The organism is Burkholderia sp. MSMB1835, assembly GCF_001526365.1.
Taxonomy (GTDB): domain Bacteria; phylum Pseudomonadota; class Gammaproteobacteria; order Burkholderiales; family Burkholderiaceae; genus Burkholderia.
On the sequence record NZ_LOYP01000018.1, the window covers coordinates 187,896 to 208,998 of the forward strand.

At 59.4% G+C, this 21,103-nt stretch carries 16 protein-coding genes, 3 pseudogenes and 1 other annotated feature; of the genes and pseudogenes, 17 read left to right on the top strand and 2 right to left on the bottom strand.

Features of this window, described 5'->3' with window-relative positions:
* Positions 1–20: 20 nt before the first annotated feature.
* The 4 genes and pseudogenes from WS96_RS08695 (at position 21) to WS96_RS08710 (ending at position 3,743) form a co-directional block, all read left to right on the top strand.
* Positions 21–1,160, top strand: a complete 1,140-nt coding sequence (locus tag WS96_RS08695; protein ID WP_059831892.1) for an acyl-CoA dehydrogenase family protein — start codon at positions 21–23, stop codon at positions 1,158–1,160.
* Between the two features lie 149 nt (positions 1,161–1,309).
* Complete coding sequence (locus WS96_RS08700; RefSeq protein WP_059831894.1) at positions 1,310–2,080, top strand: SDR family oxidoreductase; 771 nt, start codon at positions 1,310–1,312, stop codon at positions 2,078–2,080.
* A 297-nt stretch (positions 2,081–2,377) separates the two neighbouring features.
* Positions 2,378–2,658: pseudogene (locus tag WS96_RS08705) on the top strand (CoA transferase); the annotation flags it as partial.
* Positions 2,659–2,744: 86 nt separating this feature from the next.
* Positions 2,745–3,743 carry a LacI family DNA-binding transcriptional regulator gene (locus WS96_RS08710; RefSeq protein WP_059831898.1) on the top strand — a complete coding sequence of 333 codons (999 nt, stop codon included), beginning with the start codon at positions 2,745–2,747 and terminating at the stop codon, positions 3,741–3,743.
* A gap of 372 nt (positions 3,744–4,115) precedes the next feature.
* Here the strand turns inward: WS96_RS08710 and WS96_RS34025 are convergent, their stop codons facing one another.
* Entirely contained in the window at positions 4,116–4,436 is a 321-nt protein-coding gene (locus WS96_RS34025; protein WP_179949925.1) for a hypothetical protein, read from the bottom strand.
* Between WS96_RS34025 and WS96_RS08715 the strand changes: the two genes are divergently transcribed.
* The 11 genes and pseudogenes from WS96_RS08715 (at position 4,420) to WS96_RS08760 (ending at position 18,689) form a co-directional block, all read left to right on the top strand.
* A complete protein-coding gene (locus tag WS96_RS08715) occupies positions 4,420–6,663 on the top strand; it encodes a beta-glucosidase family protein (protein WP_179949926.1) in 2,244 nt (747 codons plus the stop codon). The two genes, WS96_RS34025 and WS96_RS08715, sit on opposite strands and share 17 nt — an antisense overlap.
* A gap of 368 nt (positions 6,664–7,031) precedes the next feature.
* Positions 7,032–7,148: a sequence feature (AL1L pseudoknot), on the bottom strand.
* Positions 7,149–8,017: 869 nt separating this feature from the next.
* Positions 8,018–9,037: a VOC family protein gene (locus WS96_RS08720; RefSeq protein WP_059831903.1), complete on the top strand. Its 1,020-nt coding sequence runs from the start codon at positions 8,018–8,020 to the stop codon at positions 9,035–9,037.
* Positions 9,038–9,104: 67 nt separating this feature from the next.
* Positions 9,105–10,961 carry an acyl-CoA synthetase gene (locus WS96_RS08725; protein ID WP_179949927.1) on the top strand — a complete coding sequence of 619 codons (1,857 nt, stop codon included), beginning with the start codon at positions 9,105–9,107 and terminating at the stop codon, positions 10,959–10,961.
* 30 nt (positions 10,962–10,991) lie between these two features.
* A complete protein-coding gene (locus tag WS96_RS08730) occupies positions 10,992–11,969 on the top strand; it encodes a fumarylacetoacetate hydrolase family protein (RefSeq protein WP_082720223.1) in 978 nt (325 codons plus the stop codon).
* Between the two features lie 7 nt (positions 11,970–11,976).
* A complete protein-coding gene (locus WS96_RS08735; RefSeq protein ID WP_059831909.1) occupies positions 11,977–13,155 on the top strand; it encodes a CaiB/BaiF CoA transferase family protein in 1,179 nt (392 codons plus the stop codon).
* A complete protein-coding gene (locus WS96_RS08740) occupies positions 13,152–13,946 on the top strand; it encodes an enoyl-CoA hydratase/isomerase family protein (protein WP_059831910.1) in 795 nt (264 codons plus the stop codon). The genes WS96_RS08735 and WS96_RS08740 overlap by 4 nt, the downstream gene beginning before the upstream one ends.
* A gap of 117 nt (positions 13,947–14,063) precedes the next feature.
* Positions 14,064–14,443 (top strand): annotated as a pseudogene (locus WS96_RS34460) (IS5/IS1182 family transposase); the annotation flags it as partial.
* Between the two features lie 458 nt (positions 14,444–14,901).
* Entirely contained in the window at positions 14,902–16,467 is a 1,566-nt protein-coding gene (locus tag WS96_RS08745) for an amidohydrolase family protein (RefSeq protein WP_179949928.1), read from the top strand.
* Between the two features lie 17 nt (positions 16,468–16,484).
* The gene (locus WS96_RS08750; RefSeq protein ID WP_156443611.1) at positions 16,485–16,946 is read left to right on the top strand and encodes a hypothetical protein; all 462 of its coding nucleotides are present in this window, start codon (positions 16,485–16,487) and stop codon (positions 16,944–16,946) included.
* A 66-nt stretch (positions 16,947–17,012) separates the two neighbouring features.
* The gene (locus WS96_RS08755) at positions 17,013–17,630 is read left to right on the top strand and encodes an FMN-dependent NADH-azoreductase (RefSeq protein WP_059832141.1); all 618 of its coding nucleotides are present in this window, start codon (positions 17,013–17,015) and stop codon (positions 17,628–17,630) included.
* A 24-nt stretch (positions 17,631–17,654) separates the two neighbouring features.
* Positions 17,655–18,689, top strand: a complete 1,035-nt coding sequence (locus WS96_RS08760; RefSeq protein ID WP_059832143.1) for a pirin family protein — start codon at positions 17,655–17,657, stop codon at positions 18,687–18,689.
* A gap of 133 nt (positions 18,690–18,822) precedes the next feature.
* Here the strand turns inward: WS96_RS08760 and WS96_RS32080 are convergent.
* Positions 18,823–18,969, bottom strand: a pseudogene (locus WS96_RS32080) (IS5/IS1182 family transposase); the annotation flags it as partial.
* 540 nt (positions 18,970–19,509) lie between these two features.
* Here WS96_RS32080 and WS96_RS08770 point away from each other — a divergent pair.
* Entirely contained in the window at positions 19,510–20,250 is a 741-nt protein-coding gene (locus tag WS96_RS08770; protein WP_059831917.1) for an OmpW/AlkL family protein, read from the top strand.
* Between the two features lie 148 nt (positions 20,251–20,398).
* Positions 20,399–20,797: a 3-hydroxyacyl-CoA dehydrogenase family protein gene (locus WS96_RS34770; RefSeq protein ID WP_306454029.1), complete on the top strand. Its 399-nt coding sequence runs from the start codon at positions 20,399–20,401 to the stop codon at positions 20,795–20,797.
* Positions 20,798–21,103 lie beyond the last annotated feature (306 nt).

Sequence of the window (21,103 nt, forward strand, 5' to 3'; positions counted from 1 at the left end):
ACATATCTGGAGACATTGTGATGGAAGCTCGTCCCTTGAGCGCTGAAATGGAGTTGTTTCGCGATTCGGCATGCCGGTTCTTCCAGCGGGAGATCCGGCCGCATCGGGAGCGTTGGCGTGACGCGAACATCGTCGACCGCGAGGCCTTCCTGAAAGCGGGCAATGCCGGATTCCTGTGCATATGGGCCGATGAACAGTACGGTGGCCTGGGCCTGAAGGATTTTCGCTACGAGCAGATCCTGATCGAGGCCAACACCTTTCATGGTGATCCCGGCTATTTCATCACGTTGCACAGCCGTCTCGTAGGGCCGTATATCCAGCATTTCGGCACGGACGAACAGAAGCAGCGCTTCCTGCCCGGTATGATCAGCGGCGAGACGATTCTCGCGATCGCGATGACCGAGCCTGATGCCGGTTCCGATCTGGCCGGGATGAAGTCTCGCGCGGTGGAGCAAGGCGATCACTGGGTATTGAATGGTTCAAAGACGTACATCTCGAACGGCATCAATGCGGACCTCGTCATCGTCGCGGCCCGCACGCACGCTGACAATCCGCACGGCATCACGCTGTTCCTGGTCGAGCGCGGCATGGAAGGCTTCGAGCGCGGCCGCAATCTGAAGAAGATGGGCCTGAAGTCGCAGGATACGGCCGAGCTGTTCTTTCGCGACGTCAGGATCCCCAAGTCGAACGTGCTCGGCGAAGTCGACCGCGGCTTCTACCACCTGATGCAGGGCCTCGCGGAAGAGCGGCTGATCGCCGCAGTCGGCAACGTTGCTGCAGCGCGCCTGGCACTGGACATCACGAAGGATTTCGTCAAGCAGCGGCTGGTATTCGGCAAGCCGCTTTCCAAGATGCAGAACACGCGTTTCAAGCTCGCGGCGCTGGACGCCGAGATCGAGATGGCGCAAGTCTACGTCGATCGCTGTGTCGACGTGCACAACGAAGGCAAGCTCAGTGCGGTGGACGCCGCACGCGCCAAACTGTTTACGAGCGAGCTGAACGGTCGCATGGTCGACGAGGGTGTACAACTGCACGGTGGGGCGGGTTACATGGAGGAGTACGAGATCTGCCGGCTCTATCAGGACGAACGGATCCACCGCATCTTGGCCGGAACCTCCGAGATCATGAAGGAAATCATTGCTCGGGCCATTCTCGACTAGCGTCGACGTCGGCACCGGTGTGCAGGATGACGGGCCGCATCCAAGTGACACGGCGACCTGGTGACGTTCCGTGTCCCTTCTATTGTCATTCGTCGATGGTCGGCCGCGAATCCCGGTCGATCACCGCATTCACTTGAATATATCGAATCATGAATATCGCAGGCAAGGTAGTGATCGTAACGGGTGGCGCATCCGGTCTTGGCGAAGCCACGGTGCGCCGTTTCTTAGCCGAGGGCGCCGCCGTCGCGGTGCTCGATCTCAACGACGCGCGCGGCGAGGCACTCGTGAAGGAGCTGGGGGAGCGCTGCGTGTATGTGCGGACGAATGTGTCCGACGAACAATCCGTCCAGGCCGGCATCGACCGTGTCGTCGAGACGTTTGGCGCGATCCACATCTGCTGCAATTTCGCCGGCATCGCCAATGCGATCAAGACGATCGGCAAGGAAGGGCCGTTCCCGCTGGCCGATTTCAAGAAGGTGATCGACGTGAACTTGGTCGGGACCTTCAACGTGTTGCGCCTTGCCGCCACGCAGATGGCGAAGAACGATCCCGACGCCTCCAGCGGCGATCGCGGCGTGATCATCAATACCGCGTCGATTGCCGCCTATGAAGGACAGATGGGCCAGGCCGCGTACAGCGCGTCGAAGGGCGGCGTGGTGTCGATGACGCTGCCGATCGCCCGCGACCTGGCGCGCTATGCAATTCGCGTGAACACGATCGTGCCTGGGCTGATACATACGCCGATGTTCGATTCGCTGCCTGCGGAGGCGGTGCGCGCGCTTTCGGAGAGCCCGCTTTATCCGCAGCGTCTCGGGCGACCCGACGAAGTTGCGCACATGGCGCGGTTCATCGTCGAGAACGACTACGTCAACGGCGAGTGCATTCGTATCGATGCCGGTATACGCCTGCAGCCGAAGTAACCATTTCATCCGCGATGCCGGGCGATGGACACATCTTCATCGCCAGGAGATAGCGTAATGTTGGATAGCTTCCTTGCGGACCGGTATCTGCATGCGTCGCTTCACGTGTTTCGCAGCGGACCGGCTTGCGCGCCGAGCTGACGAAATCAAAAAAGAGTGAATCGAACGGACGCTGCACAAATAAACCGGCCGCTGGCAGGGGTTCGAATCGTCGAATTCGAAGGAGTCGATCGGGGCCGCGTGCTGGCCGACATAGGAGTGGCGGTGACGGTCACCGTTCGGCCGCAGAAGAATGTATTGTTATCGCTGTTCGCCCATCGACGGGAGCGGCCGGTCGTGCCGCCGACGGTCGTCGGCGAAGCAACGGGTGCGCTGGGCCGGCCTTCGGGATGGTGTGGGTGCTTCTCGATGTATGCGGCAGTTGCCAGGGCCAGGTCGTGGACGGCGCCATCGCCGATGTCCTGGCTATGCTCGGATCGATCGCCCAATGGGTACGCGCGAGCGGGCAGCTGGACGGCACACCCTCCGGCCCGTTCCGCGATTCGCCGTTCTATGATGTTTATATTTGCGCCGATGGGGGGCATCACCACTGGGTTTTCATCAGTTTCTCGGTCGGCGGTCCTTTCTGCGACAATTGCCGCATTTTCGAACACGCTCCCCCGTTATGAAGAACGCGACTCCGACGATCCGCGATGTGGCAATGGCAGCAGAGGTATCGGTCGCGACAGTCTCGAAGTACGTCAACGGAACCAAGCGCTTCTCGCCGGAAGTGGAGTCCCGCCTTAAAGCGACGATCGAAAAGCTGGGTTACCAGACGAGCCCACTGGCACGGTCGATGATTACGGGGCGCACGCGTACCATCGGCCTGGCGATCCTGGACATCAGCAACCCGCACTTTGCGAGTGTCGTGAAAGGGGCCAATCGGGTTGCGCTCGCGCACGACTACACGCTGCTGCTGGTCGATACAGAGGAGGATCCGGCGCGCGAGCGTTCGCTGATCGAGGCGCTCGCGCAACGCGTGGACGGATTGATCGTGAGTTCGCGCCTGTCGGAGCGTGAAGCTGGCTGGATGCTGGACCTGAAGAAGCCGGTTGTGATGCTGCGGCATCTCGATGAACTCGCCATCCCGACGGTCGGGATCAACAACCGCCTTGCCACGTATATGCTGGCCCGGCATCTGCTCAACCTTGGCCACAGGACGATCGCGTATCTGGGGTTTGGCCAGGCGCCGATCGATCCGGAGCGGATTCGCGGTGCGAGCGAATGCCTGGCGGAAGAGGGGCTGTCGCTCGATGTGTACGACGCCCATGCACCGACTTCCATTGCCGGAGAGCAGGCTTGCTCCAGGATTCTGCTGGGCCCGCGCCGCCCGCATGCGGTGATCTGCTACAACGACCTGATTGCGCTCGGGTTCATGAAAGGCGCGAAGGCGCTTGGATTTCACCTGCCGCGGGACCTTGCTGTCACCGGAATCGACAATGCGCCGTACGGCGAATATTCGGAACCCGCGCTGACGACGGTCGACACTCAGAGCGAGAAGATGGGCGAACTGGCGACTCGCAAGGTCTTCGAAGCGCTCGCCGGCCAGAAGGGCGCCGCGCGTCTTCTGCTCGAACCCCGCCTCGTCGTACGAGACTCGACGTCGGTTCGCCAGCGGTCCTGACCGCTGACGAGCATTGCCCTTCGGAGATGGGGCGGTTGCGCGGCGGCACCGCGTAGGCGATGGCTTCCGGGCTCGCTCCTTCTGTTCCATCTCGCGCTGAGTAACGCCGTGCACCGTCTTTCGACGCCCTGATGGATAAACGATTACCCCTTCCGGGGCGTGCCGGACTTTCGCTTGCAGATGAATGCCCGCATGCTACGCGTTAATACCGACTAGGAAAATCACGGCAGTCGCCTTATTCTTGGATAAACGTTTTCCCAAAATGCACGCGCCGCCCGTGAGCCGTGAGCCGCGAGCGTGGCATGTCGCGCAACGTCGCGGCCGCTGGCGCCTGGTGCGTTGCCGCGAACAGCGTGCCGGCACATGGCGCGATCAATTGACGGGGACATCCCGCGCGCGGCTGCGTATCGAAACAGATGGGCGCGTTGATGCGACGACATGAATAAGTACTGCAAAACATATCGAAAAATCGTCTGTAGAGACACAGGAGCGAGACATGGGAATTTCGATCAGGACGTCGGGGATTTGTCTGGCAGCGGGATTGACGGTGTTGTTTGGCGGGTGCGGCGGCAGCACCGATAGCAGTCCGACCGCATCGTCGCCGTCCGGCAATGCATCGCCTTGGATGGATACGTCGTTGAAGCCTGAGCAGCGCGCCGCCTTGCTCGTGGCGGCAATGGCATTGCCCGACAAGGAGGCGCAACTGGTGGGCGGGCCCGGCGTGATCGCCGAGCTCCCGCAATGCTTCGGCGCACGTCACATTCCCGGGCTGCCGAAATACCATATCCCGACGCTGCGCATCACGAATGGTCCGGTCGGGATCGGCCAGAACGATTGCGTTCCCGCCGGCTCGGCGTCGAGCGGTGCGGCGGCGTTGACGAGTGCCGCGTCGGCGAAAGCCACTGCGTTGCCGTCCGCGATCGCGGTGGCGGCATCATTCGACCATGCGGTGGCGACGCAATTCGGCGACGTGATCGGCAAGGAAGGTGCGAACCTCGCGCTTCATGTGTTCGAAGCGCCGGGCATGAACCTGGCCCGGTTGCCCGTCGGCGGTCGCAATTTCGAATACATGGGCGAGGACCCGTATCTGACCGGCACGCTGGGCGTCGCTGAAATTCAGGCGGTTCAATCGCACGGGATGATCGCGATGGCGAAGCATCTCGTCGCGAACGAGCAGGAAACGAACCGGATGACCATCTCGGAAAACGTCGACGACCGGACGCTGCATGAACTGTACATGCTGCCGTTCGAGATGGCGGTCAAGGACGGGCAGGTGGGTGCCGTCATGTGCTCGTACAACTCGGTCAACGGTTTCTCGATGTGCGAGAACAAGCACATCCTGACCGACGTGCTGCGCGGGCAATGGGGTTTCAGCGGTTACGTGCAGTCGGACTTCTTCGCCGCGCACAGCACGGCGGGAACGATGCTCGCCGGGCTGGACAACGAAATGCCGGGTGTGATCATTCCGGGCGTGACGACCTGGTGGACGCCGGACAAGCTGAACGCCGCGCTCGCGTCCGGCGCGATCAAGACATCGGACATCGATACGGCGCTGGCGCGCCGATACACGCAGATGTTCAAGGCCGGCATCTTCGACCGTCCGCTGGCGCAAACGCCGATCGATACCGTCGCGAACGGCGCCGTCGCGAAAGCCATCGGCGAGCAATCCGCGGTACTGCTGCAGAACGACGGCACGCTGCCGTTGAGCAAGGCGGTACAGAACGTCGTGATCGTCGGGAAGGCTTCGCAGGTGTTCGCGCAACAAGCGGTGGCCGGCGGCAGCAGCGTCGGCAACCCGATGGGGTCCGGCGGCGGGAGTTCGGACGTGGTCGCGCTCTATACCGTTTCGCCGCTGCAAGGAATGCGCGACGTGCTCGCCAACCTCGGCAATTCGACGGCGAAGGTTCACCTCGTGCTCGTCGACGATGCAAACGCGAACGCCACCATCGACGGCACCGGCTCGACGTTCGCGGTGGCCCAGTCGTTGATCGGTAGCGCCGATGCGGTGGTGGTGATGGCCGGATCGATTTCCGAAGAGGGCGCGGATCAGACGACGTTCGCTGATGCGACGGGCTTGAGTCTCGACCCCGGCAAGTACCTGAACACGCTCGACTGGTACGGGCCGAAGGCCAGTGCGCTGACGACGACCGGTACCGTCAGGAGCAGCAATACGCTGGCCATGATCCAGAGCGTGGTGGCCGCGAATCCGAAGACCGTGCTCGTGCTCAAGGACAACGCGGTCGAGGCGCTCGATCCGACGCTGCTCAAGGGTGGTGCGTCCGCGCCAGCCGCGATCCTCGAAGCATGGTTCCCGGGGCAGGAGGACGGGCACATCGTCGCGGACCTGCTGTTCGGCGTGACGAATCCGTCGGGCAAATTGCCGGTGACGTTCCCGCAGGTCGGCCAGGGGTTCATGAATTCGATCAGTGCCGCGCAGTATCCGGGCGTCGCGGTGAACGGGGTGCCGACCGTGACCTACAGCGAAGGGCTCAACATGGGCTATCGCTGGTACGACGCGATGGGCAAGCAGCCCGCGTTCGAATTCGGGTTCGGGCTTTCGTATACGACATTCGCGATTCAGAACGCAGCCGTCTCGCCGGGCGGCAACGGCACGTACAACGTCACTGCATCGGTCGCCAATACGGGCAAGGTCGCGGGGGCGGAAGTCGTGCAGGTCTACGTCGGCTTGCCGGCGTCGTCCGGCGAACCGCCGAAGCGCCTGGTCGGGTTCCAGAAGGTGTTCCTGAATCCGGGTGCGTCGCAGACGGTGACCGTCAACATCGATCCGAAGGCGACCAACCATCCGTTGAGCACCTGGGACAAGGACGCGCAGCAGTGGTCTCCGGCAAGCGGCGCGACGACGGTATATGTCGGCAACTCGTCTAGAAACGTCAGCTCGGCAGGGATCATCACGCAGTAACACCGAGCTGAATTCCGATTGGGCGGCCTGGCCGATTCACCGAGCACGGTGAACGGCGATGGCTGCTCTCCAACCGTCGTCGGTATTTCGCTGCTTCAGGACGAACGCCATGAGACCAAACAACAAGTATCGGCTGCGCGCGGGCGCCGCCCTGCGGGCCAGGGTAAGTCTGTCGTTGCTGAGTGCATCGGCCATCGACAGCTCCGTAACCGGCCAGCGCAGGTCCGTTTTTCGTGTGTGGAATCACCCCATAGCCGTTCTCCCGAGGTAAGTGCACGAGCCTCAGTTCCGCATGGCGCCGCATACGGAACGACAGCCTGACGGGATCGGCCCGCTGTTCGGCGCGCCTAAAGTGTGTCGTATGTCCACGGCGCGATCGCCAGCACTTTGCAGATCGACTCGACGCCGTGCAACGCACCCTGCTTGTCAATGAACGACACCATCGTTTCGGTTGGCAGTCGAGTTCCGCCTGCGCGAAATACGCGACGCCTTACGGAGGATCTTGTGGACCTGTCGAAGCTCGCGGTTCTAGCGTTCCGGGTCAGTCCTCGTTGCGCTAGCGAGCTGGCCTCGATCCTTCTGGTCCTGTCGCACCCATTTGCGCACCGTCTCCGGCGCACAACCGGCCTTCGCTATGTTCGAACTGACGGCCGCCCATTTCGATTCGTATTCTCGTAGCTGCTCCAGCACCATGCGTACGGTGCGTGTGCGCATCCCTGGCCAACGTCCGATTTCTGACGTCGCACCAAGGGCTGCACGGCGACCTCGAGCAGAAAAGAATTACGCATCCCCGGATTAGTGCTGTCGGCGGCCTTGACATGCAGGTCGGCTACTATCCCGCAATTTTCCCGAGCTTTCGGCAGCGGCCGCGACCGCGCTGCTACACCGGCGCACCCCGGAACGAGCCCTGGGCGGATCGGCCAGGTTAGGCTGGCTCGGCCTCGGTTTCGTTGACCTTCGCGCCCTCCGCACGGCCCGAGGTTATCGAGCCCCTCGATCCGCTCCAAATCACCCTTTCGGGCGACGATACATTGCACCAACAATGCCATAGTGACTGCTGCAAATCGAGTGTGTTGGTCGAACCGATACAACGCAGACGCGCGTTCAGTCTGTCACGCAACAGAAACCTGGTCGATCAACAGAATGCCATGAAAGGGAGTGAATTTTGAATCGTTGCCCAGTCTGTGGGTCGGATTGCCACACGCAGAGTGTCGCTCCTGGCGTCTGCGACGCAGCCAACGGCCGGCTTCGGTATGCGGGAGCGGGTTACTCGGAGGAAGAGATCGCGTTGCTTGGTTCGAAGCCGCTCCAACGTCCCCAGCCTATCATCAAAGCCGATAGGACAGCGTACATCATGTTCGAGAAGCCGGATCTGGCGGAGCAGGGGCGCTTCCTGCGCGACTTCGGCATGACCGAGGCAGCTGACACCGGCGATGCACTTTATATGCGTGGGGCTGGCATCGACCCCTACTTCTACGTTGCAAAAAAAGGCAAGTCGTCAAGGTATGTTGGGGCCGGATTCGCCGTCAATACAAGGGCTGAACTGTTGACATTGCAGCGCGCCGTGCCCGGCGCCACGATCGAGGCGGTCGATGGCCCCGGCGGCGGGGAACGGATTCGGTTGGTTGATCCCGGCGGCTTTCTGGTCGACGTGGTGTACGGGCGAAAAGAAGTAGATCCGTTACCGCTGCCGCCGCGCGTGCACGCGTTCAACTCGCCGCTTAAGAAGGAGCGCATCAACGTTACGGTGAGACCGCCGCTCGCGCCGACGCCGGTCTATCGGTTTTCCCACGTTGTACTCGGTGCGGTCAGTTTCGACGTCTCTGCGCAGTGGTATATGCGTCACCTCGGACTGATTCCGACCGACGTGCAATGCCTTGCCGATGGTAGTCCCGCACTCGCATTCATGCGTTTCGATCGCGGCGACCAGCCGGCCGACCATCATAGCGTGGTGATAGTGGGCATCATGCAATCGAAGTATCTGCACAGTGCCTATGAGACCAGCGACATCGATACGATCGGTCAGGGGCATCAGGTTCTGAAGGCTGCAGGATGGAGGCACTTCTGGGGCATTGGGCGCCACACGCTCGGCAGTCAGTTTTTCGACTACTGGCTCGATCCATATGGACATGAAATTGAGCACTACGCCGACGGTGACGTGTTTGACGCATCTTCTCCTACCGGCTATCACTTCATGGATCTCGGCGGGATGTGGATGTGGGGCGATGATATTCCAAAATCTCTGCGCAAAGGCCCGTCACTGGGCGAGAAGTTGAAGGCGCTTGTCGGTGTAATGACGGGCAAGTTGTCCGCGGAGAAGCTGAAGCTAACCGCAAAAGCTTTGGGGCGTCAGGCCAGGCCCTGGCTCGACTGAATCTGCAAGTAATGGAATGGCCAGAAACAAGAGAAGTGAGATGAGTGCGCCAATTAGACAACGCGGTGTGAAATCGATCCAGGATGTGATTGCGATCGAACGGGTTCCATACAGCAGTCGTGGCTTCGCGGAAACATCGTATGAAATCATCCGGCGTAGCGCAGAAAAGTATAGTGACCGCATAGCGGTGCGCTATCTGGACACCGGAAACCTCAATGAAGAACCGTTGAGCTGGACCTATCGAGAACTGCTGGCCGGAATACATCGCGCGGCGAACGCATTCACGGGTCTGGGGCTCACGCGGTCAAGCGTGGTTTCCTACGTCCTCCCCAATTTGCCGCAAACACATTTGACGCTGTTCGGCGGCGAAGCTGCGGCTATCGTCAATCCGATCAACCCGCTGCTTGAGGGCGATGTCATCGGAAAAATTGCCGAGGAAGCCGGTGCGGAATTGCTGGTCGTTCCCGGTCCATCGATGGGCGGCGGATACTGGGAAAAAATTGAGCCGCATATCACGCGGCTGCGCGCACTGAAGGCCGTGCTTCAAGTCAACCGGACCGGTGATGTTGACAGCGCAGACGGCAAACTTTCGGTATCTGCATCGGGCGTGCCTATCTACGATTTCGATACCTTGCTCGCGCTGCAATCGGCGAACGCCCTGACTGCATCGCCGCCGAAGCCGAATGATATCGCTGCCTACTTTCATACGGGGGGGACGACAGGCGTTCCGAAGATCGCGATACATACCCACGCCAATCAGGCATTCCTCGCCAGCAGCACCGAGTTGGTACTCGATATCGATGAAAATGATGTCGCCTTTGGCGGACTTCCGCTATTCCATGTCAATGCACTGTTTTCTGCTGGCCTAATGGTGTTTGGTACGGGTGGGTCGGTTGTGATGGCGACGGCCAACGGCTTTCGCAATCCCGATGTCATTCCGAACTTCTGGAAGCTTGTCAGTCGCTACAAGATCACCTGGTTTTCCGCCGTCCCGACGATTTACTCGGCTCTCCTTGCAGTGCCATTCGACGATGCAGATGTTAGTTCGTTGCGCTACGGCCTTTGCGGTGCTGCGCCCTTGCCGCCCGAGATTTTCCGAAGTTTTCAAGATCGCACCGGAATTCGTCTCATTGAAGGATATGGTCTTACAGAGGCAACCTGCATGAGTTCGATGAATCCGATTGCGGGCGAAAAGCGCATTGGCTCGATCGGCCTGCGTATTCCCTATCAGGACATGAAGACAGTAATGCTGGACGAGCATGGCGCCTATGTGCGCGACTGCGCTGTCGACGAACCTGGCGTCGTAGTGGTGCGAGGCGCCAATGTATTCGGCGGCTACAAGCAGATTTCGGCGAACGCAGGGGCATTCGTCGGGGATGGCTGGCTTAACACCGGCGACCTCGGTCGATGCGATGCCGACGGTTACTTTTGGCTGACCGGGCGAGAGAAGGATCTGATCATTCGAGGTGGCCACAACATCGATCCGTCGATGATCGAAAACGCGGCCACGCGCCATCCGGCCGTCGCCATCGCTGCAGCAATCGGCCAACCCGATGCCTATTCCGGCGAACTGCCATGCGTCTACGTCGCGCTGAAACCCGGAACTGAATCGACAGCCGAAGAATTGCGGGCATTCGCGGCATCAAACATTGGTGAGCGCGCGGCCGCACCGGTGCATGTCGAAATACTGGATGCATTGCCGGTGACGGCCGTCGGGAAAATCTTCAAACCAGAATTGCGCCGACTGGCCACGGAAAGGGTGTTGTCGAAAGCGCTGGCGGACGCCGGCATCGACGCCACGGTATCTGCGGTGATCGACGCGAAGCACGGTCTTGCCGCGATCATCGATACAAGGGCCGATGCAGCTCGCGTGAGAGCGGTTGTCGACATGTTTGCGGTTAGGTCTGAAATTAAGACGAAATAGTTATATTCAAGAAAAGCGGAAGGAAACGCTATGGGAAAAAGTATCGTTCGCTTTAACGAAAACGGAAATACTGTCTGGGGGGTGTTGGAGAAGGAGCAGGTATTTTCGTTGACGGAAAACTATCCGACCACCGCTAAATTGGTGAGCCAATTTTCGCCGGAGCAGGTAGATCGTTCCGCGCCGCGCGACTATGCGTCGCTCCGTTTGTTAAGTCCGATCGTTGGCCCGTCACGCCTCGTGTGCCAAGGGATGAACTACGCCACGCATCGCGAGGAAACGCAGGCCACGGCACATTCTGATCACAACCTGATCTTTCTGAAGGACGTTGCATCGCTTTGCGGTCCGCAGGACGACATTATCCGACCGGCCGATTGCAAGCTGCTGGATTATGAGATCGAGCTGGGTCTCGTGATGCGGCGAAAGATCAGTGGTCCGGTGACCGTCACCGAGGCCAATCTGGGTGACTATGTCGCTGGTTTGGTGCTCGTCAACGACGTATCGGCGCGGGACCTCATGTTCGGCGCCAGCATGCTCCAGTGGTTCCGTGGCAAGAGCCAGCGCAACTTTTGTCCGGCCGGCCCGATTCTCTATTTGATCGACCGTGATGAGGCTTCGGCGATTCATGATCTGAATCTAAAGTTGTGGCTGAACGGGGAGATAAAGCAAGATGCCAATACCGCGCAATTGATCCATAAGCCGGCCACAACGCTGACGGAAATCTCTCGCTTCATGGATATCGATGAAGGCGATGTGCTGCTGACCGGGACGCCAGGCGGTGTCTTGTTGCAGGGCAGTCCGGAAGGCGCAAAGCTGCTGGCATCGCTGTTGTTCGACGACGCGAAGAGGTTGGCATCCTTGAAAGCGCATTTCAACGACGGAGAAAATTTCCTGCAGCCGGGCGATCGGTTGCGGCTCGAAATTAAGAGCACTGACGGGCGTATCGACCTCGGTAGCCAACAATCTACAGTCGTCGCTCGAGCGCAAGAATCCGACCTCCAAGGCAAATGAGGAGCAAATGACAATTGCCGCAACAGGACCGCTCTCCGGCATTCGAATCGTCGAGATCGCCGGCCTTGGACCAGGGCCGTTTTGCGCGCAGCTGTTCGCTGACCTCGGCGCCGATGTGATCTGCGTCGAGAGGCCAGATGGTGGCTCTCCGCTCCGATCGCCGATATCGGTGGAGCAGCGCAACAAACGTTCCATAGCGATTAACCTGAAATCCCCGGAGGGGATAGCACTGCTTCTCTCCCTGATCCAACGTGCCGATGGATTGATTGAAGGTTTTCGGCCCGGCGTCGCCGAGCGTCTCGGCGTCGGTCCGGATGTCTGCCTTGGGCTCAATCCGAAGCTCGTCTTCGGCCGCATGACAGGATGGGGGCAGGCCGGCCCGCTGGCGCATTGTGCCGGGCATGACATCAACTACATCGGATTGACCGGCGCATTGCAGGCAATGGGGCCGCGCAATACACCACCGCTGCCGCCGTTGAATCTTGTCGGTGATTATGGCGGAGGCGCGCTGTTTCTCGCGTTCGGCATGGTGTGTGCGTTGCTTGAAGCAAAGAAATCCGGCATGGGGCAGGTGGTTGATGCGGCGATCATCGACGGAACCAATGCGCTGATGGGCATCGTCCAGACGCTTCACCATGCAAACCGGTGGTCCACGGAGCGCGAAGCCAATCTACTCGATGGTGCGGCGCCGTTCTATCGCACGTATGAAACTGCCGACAGAAAGTTCATCGCGGTGGGTGCGATTGAACCCGCGTTCTTTGCAGCCTTGCTCGAAGGTCTTGCCTTGAACGCTGCCGAGTTCGGCGCGCAATGGGATAGGACCGCATGGACCAGGCAGAGTGCCCGTCTGGCCGACACCTTTCGGATGAAAAGCCGGGACGAATGGGCACAGATATTCGAGGGTAGCGACGCATGTGTGACACCGGTACTCGACTATCGGGAAGCGCCCCGACATTGCCACCAGATAGCAAGAGAGGGATTCATCACAGTTGCCGGCATGGAGCAACCCGCACCCGCGCCGAGGTTCAGTCGCACACCAGGTGCTGTTCGGTGGGGAGCGCCTCAAACGGGAGGCCACAGCGTTCAGATTCTGGCTGAGCTATCGATTCCGGATGCCGAAATCGAACGCCTGCTTTCGTCCGGTGTGGTAGCAAGCGTATCCGACAAACGAGTGAGTGACAAATGACTCAAATACATCAATACGAAACTGTTCTGTACGAGAAAGCGGATACAGTCGCCGTTATCACCATGAACCGGCCTGATGCTCTGAACGCATTCAATGCATCCCTGCGTCAGAATCTACTTGCGGCAATTCAAAGGGCGGATGCGGACTGCGAGATTCGTGCAATCCTGTTGACAGGCGCCGGACGCGCATTCTGTGTCGGTGCTGATTTGAAGGAGCCCTACAATCCGCCGCATGAAACGATCGAAGGACAGATTTTGCTGGAATACAAGCCGATTCTCGACTTGATTAGCGGCTCGAACAAACCGGTGATTGCAGCAGTACGGGGCCCTGCCGCCGGCATCGGTGCGGCGTTCGCAATGGCATGCGACCTCACGGTCATGTCCAATGACGCTTATATTTATCTGGCATTTTCTGCAATTGGCCTGATTCCCGATGGCGGAGCGTCGTGGCATCTGGTGCGTGCGCTGGGATACAAGAGAGCATTCGAGGCGATTGTGGACGGGCAAAAAATTCCTGCGGCACGTTGTCTGGAGCTGGGGCTCGCCAATCGTGTCATCCCGACAGACTTATTCGAGACGGAAGCGCGAGCGTTCGCACATTCGGTTGCGGCTCGCGCCCCGCTGGCGGTGAGGTATTCCAAAGAAATCGCGCGAGCGGCTACCTGTATGTCGTTGGACCAGATCATCGCACTGGAAGCGAAGCGGCAGCATCTCACCATTACAAGCGCAGATGCCAAGGAAGGCGCGCAAGCATTTTTCGAGAAAAGGGCACCCCGGTTTTGCGGGAATTGATCCGGATAGCCCGAACAATGCGATTCAGTCATGAACGCTCCTTCGAGCGTTTGAGAACGGAATCGAACATACAGGGCTCGACCATGCCGGCTCTACGTTGATTGCGATGAATGACATGCCGACGGGCCTGTCGATCCCATCGACGGCGCATGCGATACGCAGGACTGCTGCGCCACGATCGCCATGCGCGACGCGATGCTCCCCATTCCGCCTCGCAAAGATGCGCAGTTCACTGGCCGTCTACCACCCCCTCCGCGGCTCACCGCAACGAAGCTGTTGAGGCCCTCGCCCAAGGCCGTCGACGCGAATGGAAGCGGCAAAGCGGCTACCACCGTCGTTCGCTGGCCGAGAACGCAATGTATCGTTTCAAGGCGCTCATGGGTCCATGCCTGTGGACACGTCGTACCGATACCCAGGCGACCGACGTCGCTGTTCGAGTGGGTATGCTCGACCGCACGGCTGAGTTCGCCCGCCCGGAGTCCCTCCACGTCACCTGAGATCATGAATAAAGGCACCCCTTCGTCCTCATGCCTGATTTATGCAACAGCGCCGCCAGGGCTCATACCCCCGCCGTGCATCGCATACCGCTACGACCGCCAAATTGCACAGCTTATTCCAGCACGGCTCCCAAATCACCCGTTAGGGCGACGCCTTTTGCCGAGAAACCTGCAATAGTTTCCATCGAAAGAACCCCAAAGTGGTTCGGTGACTGACTAAAGAGGAGGCGATGGTATGGACTGGAGCAGAAACAACAAGCCTAAGAGCAAGAGCCATCACGTGCTGGGTTTGAGTGCTGCGACACAAGTTCAAGCTGGACGGTGTAACGCGAGGCTAGCTATAGCAGTGGCGTACCGGTGCAAGTTGACGGCCCCCATTTGCTTGTCGGAAATGTGGCCAGCCTGAGCCAAACATGCTTCGACAGCGCGCTCGACGTTGGAGCAACACCGCGAACCAGTTGACGCAACTCACTTGCGACCCACAACCCGTGAAGAAACCGCCGATGCCACGAGACACGCTGTTCATTAACGCCCGCCTGTTGACGCTCTCGACGGTGCCGCCGGCGCCTGATCTGCAGCAGGTCCTGATCAAGGATGGCCGAATCGCTGCCATTGGGCGCGATCTTGGAGTGACCGCCGATGTGCAAACGATCGATGCGCAGGGGGGCATTGTCATGCCCGGCATGATCGACACTCACCGCCACGTGTGGCAATCGCTGTTGCGGGCCCAACTAGGCGATGGCAGCTTGTACGACTACATGGCACAGCTGCGGTACGGTTTTGCCCCGCACTTTTCGGCCGAGGACGCTGAACTTGGCAACTACACCGGTGCGTTGGATGCCCTGAACTCCGGCGTCACCACAGTCGTGGATCACTCGCATGTGATCGCAACGCCGGATCATGCTGACGCCTTGCTCTCGGGCCTCGAATCGACCGGCATCCGGGCGGTTTTCTGCTACGGCCTGTCGGATGTGGCCGATGCCGGGTTTCCGATTGACGCCTCACGCGCTTTCAGCTCGACTTGGCGGCATCGGGATGCCGAGCGATTGCGCAAGCAGCGCCTTTCGACAGAGGAAGGCCGGATCCGCTTCGGCATCGGCGCCAGCGAATTCCTATTTGCGCCCCTTCATTACACTGCAACGGAAGTCGCGCTCGCCCGCCAACTTGGAGCACATTGCTTTTCCGTACACGCTGCGAACGGCGCGTTTGCCCGTGGCACACGCTACGTGACGCGCATGCTGGCCAAGGGGCTCGTCGACGAACGCACGCTTTTCGTGCATGGCAATGTACTGACTCACCGCGACCTTGCGCGCATGAAGGATCTGGGTGCCAAGCTGGCGGTCACCCCGGAAAGCGAAATGCAGATGGGAATGGGAACACCGAATTGGCCGCTGGCTAAAGAGGTGGGTGTTGCATGTGGCTTCGGTGTCGACATTGTGTCGGGGGGCTCTGGTGACCTGTTCACACAGATGCGCTTGGCCTTGGCAGCCGGTCGCATGGCAGCCAACGACAGGTTGGGGGCTCGCGGCATCATGCCCGGAACCTTGGCCTTGACAGCGGAGGATGCTTTGCGCGCCGTCACGATCGAGGCCGCCCGTGTTGCGGGACTGGAAAACGACGTAGGCAGCATTGAGGTGGGCAAACGGGCGGACCTGATCATGTTGCGCTCCACTGGCGCGCATCTGGTGCCGATCGTCGATCCGGTAAAGACGGTGGTCATGCAAGCTGGCGTCGCAGACATCGACCTGGTAATGGTCGAAGGCCGAGTGGTTAAGCGCGACGGCCAGCTGGTCGGTGTCGATCAGTCCGCGCTCGCGTCAAAGATGCACCGAGCAGCGGAACGTATCGTGAAGGCGACCACCGAGGAAAGTGTGGCTGCTGCCTACGCCTATTTGGGCAAGGCCTTCCCCCTGAACAGGCTCTCCGCATTTGGCGCAAAGGTAGCGGGGAAGGCCTTGCAGGTCCCGGGGCTGGACCAAGCCATATTCAACCTGATGTATCCGAAACCGAAGTCATCCCGTTAAGTGATAAGTGAGAACCCATGAAATCAATGCTACTTTGCACGGTTCCTCGCTTCTTGCTCGGGCTGATCTTTCTGGTGGGCGCCATTGACGGATTCGCCTTGATCTTTACCGGTTCCAACCTCATCCACCTGCCGATGTCGGAAAAAGGTCGAACCTTCGTGACATCCCTGCATTCAATGGTATTCCTCTTCCCCATGGTGAAGACCATCGAGCTTGTCGGTTCGCTGTGTCTACTGTCCAACAGAGCCCCAGCACTGGGTCTCGCCTTGCTCGCACCGATTATGTCGGTCATTGTCGTCTTTCAATTCCTGCTCAATCCCCCTGGCGTGCCCACGGCTCTCATACTGGTGATCAGCGGCGGACTGTTGGCATTGCGATACCGAAAAAATTTCGCGTACTTGGCTTCTGATCCCCAACCCCACAACGAGCAGTTCGTGCGGACACGGCAGCGGCCAGATAGGCACTCATCGAGTGTCTGAATGAATCATCCCACGACGGCTCAGTCGTCGATTTCTGATCATCAACCCTGGACCCAGTTACCCATCATGGCCACCAAACTTCTTCATCTCGATTCGAGCATCCTCGGTGCACAATCCGTCAGCCGTAGCCTGTCGGCGGCAGTGGTCGATCAACTCCGATCTGTCGAACCCTCGCTTGAAGTGACTTATCGCGATCTCGCGGAAGCACCATTGCCTCACCTTACCGGTGCGTACTTCGCGGCCATGCGAGCGCCCGAGGCACCGGTCGCCCCTGCCTTGCAGGGCGAACTTGCAGAAGGTACGAAGGTGCTCGAGGAGTTCCTCGCCGCCGACGTAATCGTCATTGGCTTGGGTCTCTATAACTTTGGTGTCCCCAGTCAGTTAAAGGCTTGGATCGACCGCATCGCTGTGGCGGGCAAGACCTTTCGCTACACCGAGAACGGCCCTGTCGGATTGGTCGGTGACAAGCGAGTTATCGTGACCATCGCGCGCGGTGGCTTCTATGGTGAAGATTCGCCTGCTCGCGCTTTGGAACATGCGGAAACCTATCTGCGCGGGTTGTTTGCGTTCGTCGGCATCCACAACCTACAAGTGATCTCCGCCGACGGCATCTCGGTAGGCCCCGACCCACGCCAGGAGGCCATCGTTCGCGCACAGAGCCAGATTGCGGAACTGGTAATCTGAGTGATTGCCATAGGAGTCCCGTCCATGAATCCTGTCCTTAACATCACGCCTTTGGGTTTTCCGTGGGTGACGGCCGACCCATTCCTTATGTGCGTCTATCACGACGATCACTATCCGAAGGCGAACGGTCGCTATGGTCCCGCGGCCTCCCTGACAGGCCACCAGCTTGGGCAGGACTTCTTCAACGCAGACGGGTGGCGCATGTACCACGGCATGACAGTGCCCGGATTTCCCGCTCACCCTCACAGAGGCTTCGAGACCGTGACGCTCGTCCGTCGCGGTCTGATTGACCATGCCGATTCGTTGGGAGCGGCAGCTCGCTACGGGGCGGGCGACGTGCAATGGCTGACCGCTGGCCGAGGCGTTGTCCACTCGGAGATGTTCCCGCTGCTCAACACCGAGGCGCCGAACGCATTGGAGCTGTTCCAGATCTGGCTGAATCTGCCCGCTCGCAGCAAGTTCGTGGCACCCCAGTTCACCATGTTCTGGGCCGACGATATTCCGCGCCACCGCTTCACCGACGCGTCCGGCGCGAATACGGAGGTGGTTTGGATCGCCGGTCCGCTGTATGAAGGATCGAACACTCGAATCCTTCGTCCGCCGCCGGCTTCGTGGGCGGCCGCGGAGGGCAGCGATGTCGCGATTTGGACCGTGACCATGGAACCAGGAGCGCGCTGGATCTTGCCGCCGGCCGGTAGTGCAAGCACACGTCGAAATCTTTATTTCTTTGCTGGCGGTCGCGTGACAATCGGACCGCAGGAAGTGGATCAGCACGCCCGCATCGAATTGCGAGCTGACCAGCCCACGACCATCGTCAATGGAGACGCGACTGCCGAATTTCTGCTTCTGCAGGGGCGCCCGATCGGCGAGCCGGTGGCGCAGATGGGCCCGTTTGTCATGAATACCGAGCAGGAGGTGCAACAGGCATTTGCCGACTATCGACGCACCCAGTTCGGCGGTTGGCCGTGGCCTGATGAGGCTCCGGTGCATGGAGCCGATCCGACGCGATTTGCCAAGTACGCTAAGGGGACGTCGGGCGCCGAAGCTGCTGTTGACTAAGCAGTCGGCCGCGGAGACTCGGAATGGCACATGTTCCATGTTGATTGTTGAAAAATATGATGCATTGGCTGCCCAGCGGACTTGGCACGCAGCATTAGATGCCTCTCATGCCTGGGTTGTCTAAGAGACGGTTTCATAAAGACTGCTCCGTGTGCCGAAGAGTATTCCAGCAGGCTAGACAGCAACCGAGTTTGAGAAACGCGCCATGAATGTCGGCGCGGCGTTCGAAACAAATGCGGAGACGACGGAATTGATGCAGCCAGGCATGCATGCGTTCAACACGTCGATGATCGACTTGCCCATCTCCTCGGTCCCGGTTATCCCGATGCCGAGGGTAAGCAGCTCGCCGAGAAAGTTACGGCCTCACGAGGCTTTTTTGAAACCGTTTCTTACATTGATGCAGCCGTCCAGTCACTCGCATGTGTGTTGATGCCCCGGCTGAAGCACGAATTTCACCGGGGATTTGATTGGGAAGAAGATCGGTGTGGCACTAGAGAGAACATTGCGTTCGCTCGAGCGCATCGTGATGCGTGTTCACTGACGCGCCGGACGACTTGTCAAACTTGACTGCCACGTAGAAGGGCAAAAAAAGTAACGGTTGTTCTCGTTTCTTGACTCCACACGGTGATGAGGTAACAAGAAAAATAAGGACTGCGATTAATAGTGTCGTTTTACTTCGCACGTCTACGTAAAAAAGAAGATGAGTTTTTGGATTGGATCGTAAAGATACGAGGGCCGATCCAGCGATCCGGCGCAATGGTCGGATCGTTGAAGCTGTGTGGCGATAAAACCATTTAGCCGCTAAGGCAGGAGGAGACGCGTGAGTAACTACTGGAAAAATATTCGGCCTGCCGTTGTGGCGGGTTTTTTCTGTTCGGTTGCGCTTGCTGGAAATGCGAATGCACAGTCTGCAGGAAGCTTTACCCTGTCGACGGGGTGGCTTCACGCAGCACCGCTGGGTGATGCCACGCCGCTCACCGTGACGAGCGTGGACGGTATTGCCGTCAATCAGAAGTTATCGGGCACTGGTGCACACGCGTTGTCTACGGATACGCTCGGTATCAACGGCGAATACTACATGACCGACAACATCGGCATCGCCGCACTTGTTGGCCTGCCCCTAACAGGCAGTGTGCAGGGCAAGGGAACGTTCGCGAAGTACGGCACCCTCGGCACGACGCGGCCGATGCCGCCCGTCATCGAGCTTCGATATCACCTGTTTGAGGCTCAGTCGAAATTTCGTCCTTTCGTCGGATTGGGCGTGAACTATACGTGGTTCACCCAGGTTCGCGTGACCAACGGCCAGTTCATCACCAATAGCGTTGGTCCTGGCGGATCGGTACACGCGACCCTCAGTGCATCGTGGAATCCCGTGTTCGACGTCGGGGCAAATTATGCGCTTTCCAAGCACTGGTCAGTCGGCGCGGCTGTCGGCTACATCCCGCTCAAGACGCACCTGACGATATACGGACAGACCGCAACCGGGACGCAGACCGTTACCAAGTCGACGCTCCGGATCAACCCCATTAATGTTTTTCTGAACGTCGGCTATACGTTCTAGTGCGGACGACCAGCGCTTCGTGACGTCAACCCCGGCGGCGGATTGGGCGATGGGCCCGGCCTTTCCGGGTCTTTAATCCACCACCAGACATGACCGTGCCCACCTGAGCGGTTTGCCCGCTCGGTGGGGCTGGTCCGGAATGGCCCCAATGCTTCGACTTGTGCGGACCTCCGACTGGATCAAATCAGGGTGGGCGCCGCCGCAAAATTTGCTTGAGTTCATTCGCGGTTCGCAAACCTCTGACGAAACCTTGGCCCGGATGCAATCCTTTGCGGAAGCGATCGGCAAAATTCCTATTGTCTCGCGCAACTGCTTGGGCTTCACGGTGAATCGGATCTTCCGTCCGATGATCAATGGAGGGATCTTGGCGCTTCAGGAAGGACTGGCGACTGAAGAGGATACTGACAACGGGATGAGGCTGGGCGCGAACCATCCGATCGGCCCATTGAGGACAGGGAGTCTATCAATACGACTAAACGATTTTGGTAAGATTCAGACTACAGGTGGGCGCCTTGATGCACACGCTGAAGCCATCGCACGGGCGTGAATCCGCCGAGGAGGCATTCATGGAAGGTTTCGATCCGCGTGTGCTGGTCGAAGCGCCGGACTGGAAGAAAGTCGGTCGCGCCACGTGCTGTTCCTGCTTGGCGGTTCCGCGGCAACCACGATTGCACTGGGAGTGCTGTCGGCTTTCGTCGCTTACCGATCGCGCTTTCAGGCGCTACGGTCGGGTTCTGTGTAAGTGTCCGACAAAATTGGCCCCTGCCGGATTCTCACTTGACGACCACCGTACCTAGTTGAGCAAAAGAATGTCTACTCGGAGAGAACCGTCCTTGTCGCATCCGCATGCAGG

What these genes read in the sequence shown, in the direction of transcription:
- WS96_RS08740 (WP_059831910.1), top strand. Translation starts at nt 13,152, where the DNA reads ATGACTCAAATACATCAATACGAAACTGTTCTGTACGAGAAAGCGGAT.
- WS96_RS34770 (WP_306454029.1), top strand. Translation starts at nt 20,399, where the DNA reads ATGCTTCGACTTGTGCGGACCTCCGACTGGATCAAATCAGGGTGGGCG.
- WS96_RS08730 (WP_082720223.1), top strand. Translation starts at nt 10,992, where the DNA reads ATGGGAAAAAGTATCGTTCGCTTTAACGAAAACGGAAATACTGTCTGG.
- WS96_RS08700 (WP_059831894.1), top strand. Translation starts at nt 1,310, where the DNA reads ATGAATATCGCAGGCAAGGTAGTGATCGTAACGGGTGGCGCATCCGGT.
- WS96_RS08735 (WP_059831909.1), top strand. Translation starts at nt 11,977, where the DNA reads ATGACAATTGCCGCAACAGGACCGCTCTCCGGCATTCGAATCGTCGAG.
- WS96_RS08760 (WP_059832143.1), top strand. Translation starts at nt 17,655, where the DNA reads ATGAATCCTGTCCTTAACATCACGCCTTTGGGTTTTCCGTGGGTGACG.
- WS96_RS08750 (WP_156443611.1), top strand. Translation starts at nt 16,485, where the DNA reads ATGAAATCAATGCTACTTTGCACGGTTCCTCGCTTCTTGCTCGGGCTG.
- WS96_RS08720 (WP_059831903.1), top strand. Translation starts at nt 8,018, where the DNA reads ATGTTCGAGAAGCCGGATCTGGCGGAGCAGGGGCGCTTCCTGCGCGAC.
- WS96_RS08710 (WP_059831898.1), top strand. Translation starts at nt 2,745, where the DNA reads ATGAAGAACGCGACTCCGACGATCCGCGATGTGGCAATGGCAGCAGAG.
- WS96_RS08755 (WP_059832141.1), top strand. Translation starts at nt 17,013, where the DNA reads ATGGCCACCAAACTTCTTCATCTCGATTCGAGCATCCTCGGTGCACAA.
- WS96_RS08695 (WP_059831892.1), top strand. Translation starts at nt 21, where the DNA reads ATGGAAGCTCGTCCCTTGAGCGCTGAAATGGAGTTGTTTCGCGATTCG.
- WS96_RS08715 (WP_179949926.1), top strand. Translation starts at nt 4,420, where the DNA reads ATGGCATTGCCCGACAAGGAGGCGCAACTGGTGGGCGGGCCCGGCGTG.